This is a genomic window from Thalassobacter sp. (assembly GCF_982993085.1).
The window spans coordinates 1-4,434 of the sequence record NZ_CEZFMW010000176.1; the positions used below are offsets into that span (position 1 = coordinate 1).

General features: G+C 62.4%; 5 protein-coding genes. 2 read left to right on the forward strand and 3 right to left on the reverse strand.

Annotated elements, in window-relative coordinates; translation table 11 throughout:
- The coding region (locus AC4GMC_RS17280; protein ID WP_488082250.1) for a DMT family transporter at nucleotides 1-674 on the reverse strand (674 nt) is incomplete at its 3' end.
- On the reverse strand, nucleotides 671-1,345 hold the full coding sequence (mnmC2, locus tag AC4GMC_RS17285; protein WP_487878370.1) for a tRNA (5-methylaminomethyl-2-thiouridine)(34)-methyltransferase MnmC2: 675 nt from the start codon (nucleotides 1,343-1,345) through the stop codon (nucleotides 671-673). The genes mnmC2 and AC4GMC_RS17280, both read right to left, overlap by 4 nt.
- A 39-nt stretch (nucleotides 1,346-1,384) precedes the next feature.
- Here mnmC2 and AC4GMC_RS17290 point away from each other — a divergent pair, with 39 nt between their 5' ends.
- Nucleotides 1,385-2,413: an NAD(P)/FAD-dependent oxidoreductase gene (locus AC4GMC_RS17290; RefSeq protein ID WP_487878371.1), complete on the forward strand. Its 1,029-nt coding sequence runs from the start codon at nucleotides 1,385-1,387 to the stop codon at nucleotides 2,411-2,413.
- Here AC4GMC_RS17290 and AC4GMC_RS17295 read toward each other — a convergent pair.
- Nucleotides 2,410-2,940 (reverse strand): NADPH-dependent FMN reductase, encoded by a 531-nt coding sequence (locus AC4GMC_RS17295; protein WP_487878372.1) that lies wholly within the window; start codon nucleotides 2,938-2,940, stop codon nucleotides 2,410-2,412. The genes AC4GMC_RS17290 and AC4GMC_RS17295 overlap by 4 nt on opposite strands.
- A gap of 61 nt (nucleotides 2,941-3,001) precedes the next feature.
- Here AC4GMC_RS17295 and AC4GMC_RS17300 point away from each other — a divergent pair.
- Nucleotides 3,002-4,434: thiamine pyrophosphate-binding protein (locus tag AC4GMC_RS17300; protein WP_488089312.1), on the forward strand; the 1,433-nt coding region annotated here is incomplete at its 3' end.

Genomic DNA, 4,434 nt, shown 5'->3' on the forward strand with positions numbered 1-4,434 from the left:
AGCGTGTAGTGGCCTATGGCGGCGGTGACGCACAGGATGCACATCCAAACCCAGTCCGAGGAGCTCATCGGTTCCCAGAACCAGATGCCAATAGCGGTGGTGAAGACGGCCCCCACCGTGCCGGTCCAAAAGAAGGAGGTCGCCGCACTGTCCTTGCGGGCGGCCAACCGGGTCAGCAGGTTATACAGCGCGAACATCAGAGCTGCGAGCAGTGGGATCAGCGCGAGCGGTGAGAACACCTTGACCCCCGGTTGCAGAATGATGACCACGCCCACAAAGCCGATTCCGATTGCGGCCCAGCGGCGCCAACCGACAGCCTCGCCCAAGACAGGACCAGAAAGGGCGGCAACCAAAAGCGGATAGGCTGTGAAAATCACGTGGCTTTCCACAAGGCCCAGAAGGGTGAACGCGGTGACCATTACGCAAATCTCAGCCGCGATCAGAAAGCCCCGCACGGTTTGTAGCACCGGCTGTTGGGTTGCTGCGGCGGCGCGGATGCTGCCCGCCTGACGCTTGGCGATGGCGATCACAAAGGCCGCAAAGAACCAGTAGCGGATCATCACCACCATCAGCACATTGTATTCGCCCGCAAGGTGCCGAGAAATCCCGTCTTGGGCGGCAAAGATGATGGTCGTGATGACCATCAGTCCAATGCCCTTTTGGGTGTCGGTCATTGTTTTGTTCCGTGGGTCATGTGGCGTTTGCGGCCAAAGCCTTCGGTGCGGGTGATGTCAAAGCCCGCGTCCTCAAGGGATTGGCGGACGTGGCCGGCGGCGGTGTAGGTCGCACAGGTGCCTTGTGGCGCTGTGTGCGCACCGACTTGGGCCATCAAATCAGGTTCCCACAGTTCGGGATTCTTGGCAGGCGAAAACCCATCCAAAAACCATGCGTCAGCCGCACCAGACCACAGGGGCAGCATTGTGCGCGCATCGCCCTTCCACAGCGTCAGGGTAATGGGGCCGAAATTGGCGCGGCTTAGGGGCCACGCTTTGACCAATTGCTCGGCCAAGGGGGCCAGTTCTGGAAAAGCCAAAAGCGCTTGGGCCATGTCGCGGGTGTCCAGCGGAAAGGCCTCAAAGCTGGTGAAATGGATTTGACCACCGTGGGTTTTGAAGGTGTCCGAGTTGATCCATGCCTGCCACAGCGTCAGAAACGACAGCCCAGTGCCAAAGCCCAGTTCGGCCACTTGGAACCCGTCGCGCAACCGCGCAGGCAGGCCGTTGCCGTCCAAGAACACGTGCCGTGTTTCTGCCAGCCCCCCTTCGAGCGAAAAATAAGGGTCATCAAAGCGATCGGACACAGGGGTTCCGTTGTCGCGCCAGCTGAGGGGGTTTTCGTTGGTCATATCGTCCTGTAGGCCCATCTGAACAATGCGGCAAGAGGTGTGGCGATGGTCGATGTAACGGTACGTGGCGCAGGGATTTTTGGGCTGTCGGTGGCATGGGCCTGTGCGCGGCGCGGTGCGCGGGTGCAGGTGGTTGATCCCCACGGGGTCGGGGCAGGATCTTCGGGTGGCATTGTCGGGGCGTTGGCGCCGCATACGCCGGAAAACTGGAACCCGAAAAAGGCGTTTCAATTCGACAGTCTGATGATGGCGCAGGATTGGTGGGCCGAGGTCGCACAGGTCAGTGGCTTGCCGACAGGCTATGCGCGTGGGGGCCGTGTGCAGCCCGTTTTGGACGCCCATGGGTTAGAATTAGCGCATGCGCGGGCCGAAGGGGCCAAGACGCTGTGGCAGGGCAAGGCGGTATGGTCCGTGGAGGAAGCCTCGGGTGAGTGGTGCCCGCAGTCGCCTACAGGCATGGTCATCCGCGATACCCTTTCTGGGCGGTTGCATCCGCGCATGGCGTCGCGGGCGTTGGCGGGATGTTTTCCCCCGGTCGTGGCTGATGCGCCGGACCAAGGCGCAGTCGTTTGGGCCACGGGCTGGCGTGGGTTGTTGGACCTGTCGGAGCGGTTTGGTCGAATGATGGGCGCGGGTGTCAAAGGGCAATCCGCGCTGTTGCGATATGACGCCCGCGACGCGCCGCAACTGTTCGCGGATGCGCTGCACATTGTGCCCCATGCAGACGGTACGGTGGCGATTGGCTCAACATCTGAGCGAGAGTTCGACGCGCCCGATACCTGTGATGACCAGTTGGATGATGTAATTGCGCGCGCGTTGTCCGCGTTTCCGGTGCTGGAGGGGGCCGAAGTGATTGAGCGCTGGGCAGGTGTGCGCCCCCGTGCCCGTAGCCGCGCCCCGATGCTGGGCGCTTGGCCCAACAGGCCCGGGCACTTTATCGCCAACGGTGGGTTCAAGATCGGTTTTGGCATGGCCCCCAAAGTGGCAGAGGTCATGGCCGATCTGGTGCTAGAGGGGCGTGATACGATCCCGCAAGGATTTCGGGTTGAGGATAATTTACCCTCCTAACCGGCGGCGGCCCTGAGCGTATCCATCAACCGTTTCAGCCCATCCAGTCCGCGCCCTTCCTTGAGCCGTCCGTCTTCGGTGAACTCATTGAAGTTGCTGCCGATCAAGACCTCTGGCCCCGGAAGCACATGCGCCTGAAACGGCGTCAGGCACAGGCGCGTGGCGTACTGCGCCCGCTCGCCGCCGGAACGACCCGCTGTCGCCGACAGGATCGCGACGGGTTTTCCGGCCCATGGTGCGTCCTTTGTCCGGCTGACCCAGTCGAGCGCGTTTTTAAGCACGCCAGAGAGTGATTTATTATATTCCGGGGTTACGACCAGCACCGCGCTGGCGGCTTTGATCTGGTCGGCAAGGGTCTGGACGTCTGCGGGTATGCCCTCGGCCTCTTCTAGGTCACCGTCGTATAGGGGCAGGCGCAAGTTGCCTTCAACGAAGGGGCCGCCGTATTGCAAGGCGGCTTCGCGCATAAGTTTCAGGTTAAAGCTGTCGCGGCGCAGTGATCCGCAAAGTCCCAGAAGATGTGACATGGTGTTTTCCTTACCCGTTGGCTGTGTCACAGATAAGCCGAATGAAGGGGAGACAAGTCCAATGCGGCACGGTGGGAAGATCCTAAGCGATCAATTAGCAATACAGGGTGTGACGCGCGTGTTTTCTGTGCCGGGTGAGAGTTTCTTAGCCGCTTTGGATGGGTTGTATGACAGTGGCATTGCCAACGTCGTGTGCCGCCAAGAGGGGGGCGCCGCCATGATGGCCGAGGCCCACGGCAAGCTGACGGGCCAACCCGGCGTGCTATTTGTTACGCGTGGACCGGGTGCCACGAACGCCAGCGCGGGGCTGCATGTCGCGATGCAGGACAGCACGCCGATGGTGGTATTTGTGGGTCAGATTGCCCGTGATCACCGTGACCGGGAGGCTTTTCAGGAGGTTGATTACCGGGGGCTCTTTGGGGGCTTGGTGAAATGGGTGGCTGAGGTCGATCAGGTGGAGCGCCTACCCGAATATATCGGGCGGGCGTTTTCCGTGGCGCAAGCGGGGCGGCCGGGGCCGGTGGTTTTGGCCTTGCCGGAGGACATGTTGTCCAGCGCGGCTGAGGTTGCTGACCGCGCGCCTGTTGTGGTGCCCCGGGCCGCGACGCCCGACGTCACCCCAATCCTTGAGGCCTTGCGAGGGGCATCACGCCCTTTGATTATCGCGGGTGGGCCGGGTTGGAGCGCGCAGGCCGCGCAGGATCTAGAGGCCTTTGCGCAGGCGGCACAAATCCCCGTGACAGTGGCATTCCGGCGGCAGGATTACATGGATAATCGCGCGCCGACCTATGCCGGTGACCTGAACGTCGGACCAAACCCGGCTTTGATGGCGCGGCTGCGCGCGGCGGATATGCTTTTGGTGCTGGGCTGCCGGCTAGGCGATATCGCGACGCAGGGCTACACCGCGTTGAACCCTGCGGACCCCGGCAAAAAGATTGTGCATGTGCATCCCGACCCCGTCCAGATCAACACGACCTATCCGGCTGATGTGCCGGTGGTCGCGGACGCCGCAGCGGTGATAGCCGCCCTGGCCCCGCGCGGCGGCGAATTGCCCGGCTGGCCCGCTGAGGTTGCTGCTGCGCGCGCGTCCTATGAGGCGTGGATCACGCCCAAGCCGACCCCCGGTGCGGTTCGCCTAGAAGAGGTCATCGCGCACCTTGATGCGGTTCTGCCAGATGATGCGATCCTGACCAACGGGGCCGGGAATTATGCCGCGTTCCTGCACCGGTATTATCGCTGGCGGCAGTATGGGACGCAGTTGGCGCCCACCTCGGGGTCGATGGGCTATGGCTTTCCGGCGGCGGTGTCGGCGGCTTTGAACGCGCCGGATCGCACGGTGGTCTGCCTTGCGGGGGATGGGTGTTTTCAGATGACCCTCAATGAGATGTCGACAGCCGTGCAACACGGCGCCGCCCCCATCGTAATCGTGGCGAACAACGGCCGCTACGGGACGATCCGCATGCATCAGGAGAAAACATATCCCGGGCGTGTGTC

Excerpts from the sequence above, each read along its gene's own strand:
- mnmC2 (WP_487878370.1), bottom strand. The coding sequence starts at position 1,345 with ATGACCAACGAAAACCCCCTCAGCTGGCGCGACAACGGAACCCCTGTG.
- AC4GMC_RS17295 (WP_487878372.1), bottom strand. The coding sequence starts at position 2,940 with ATGTCACATCTTCTGGGACTTTGCGGATCACTGCGCCGCGACAGCTTT.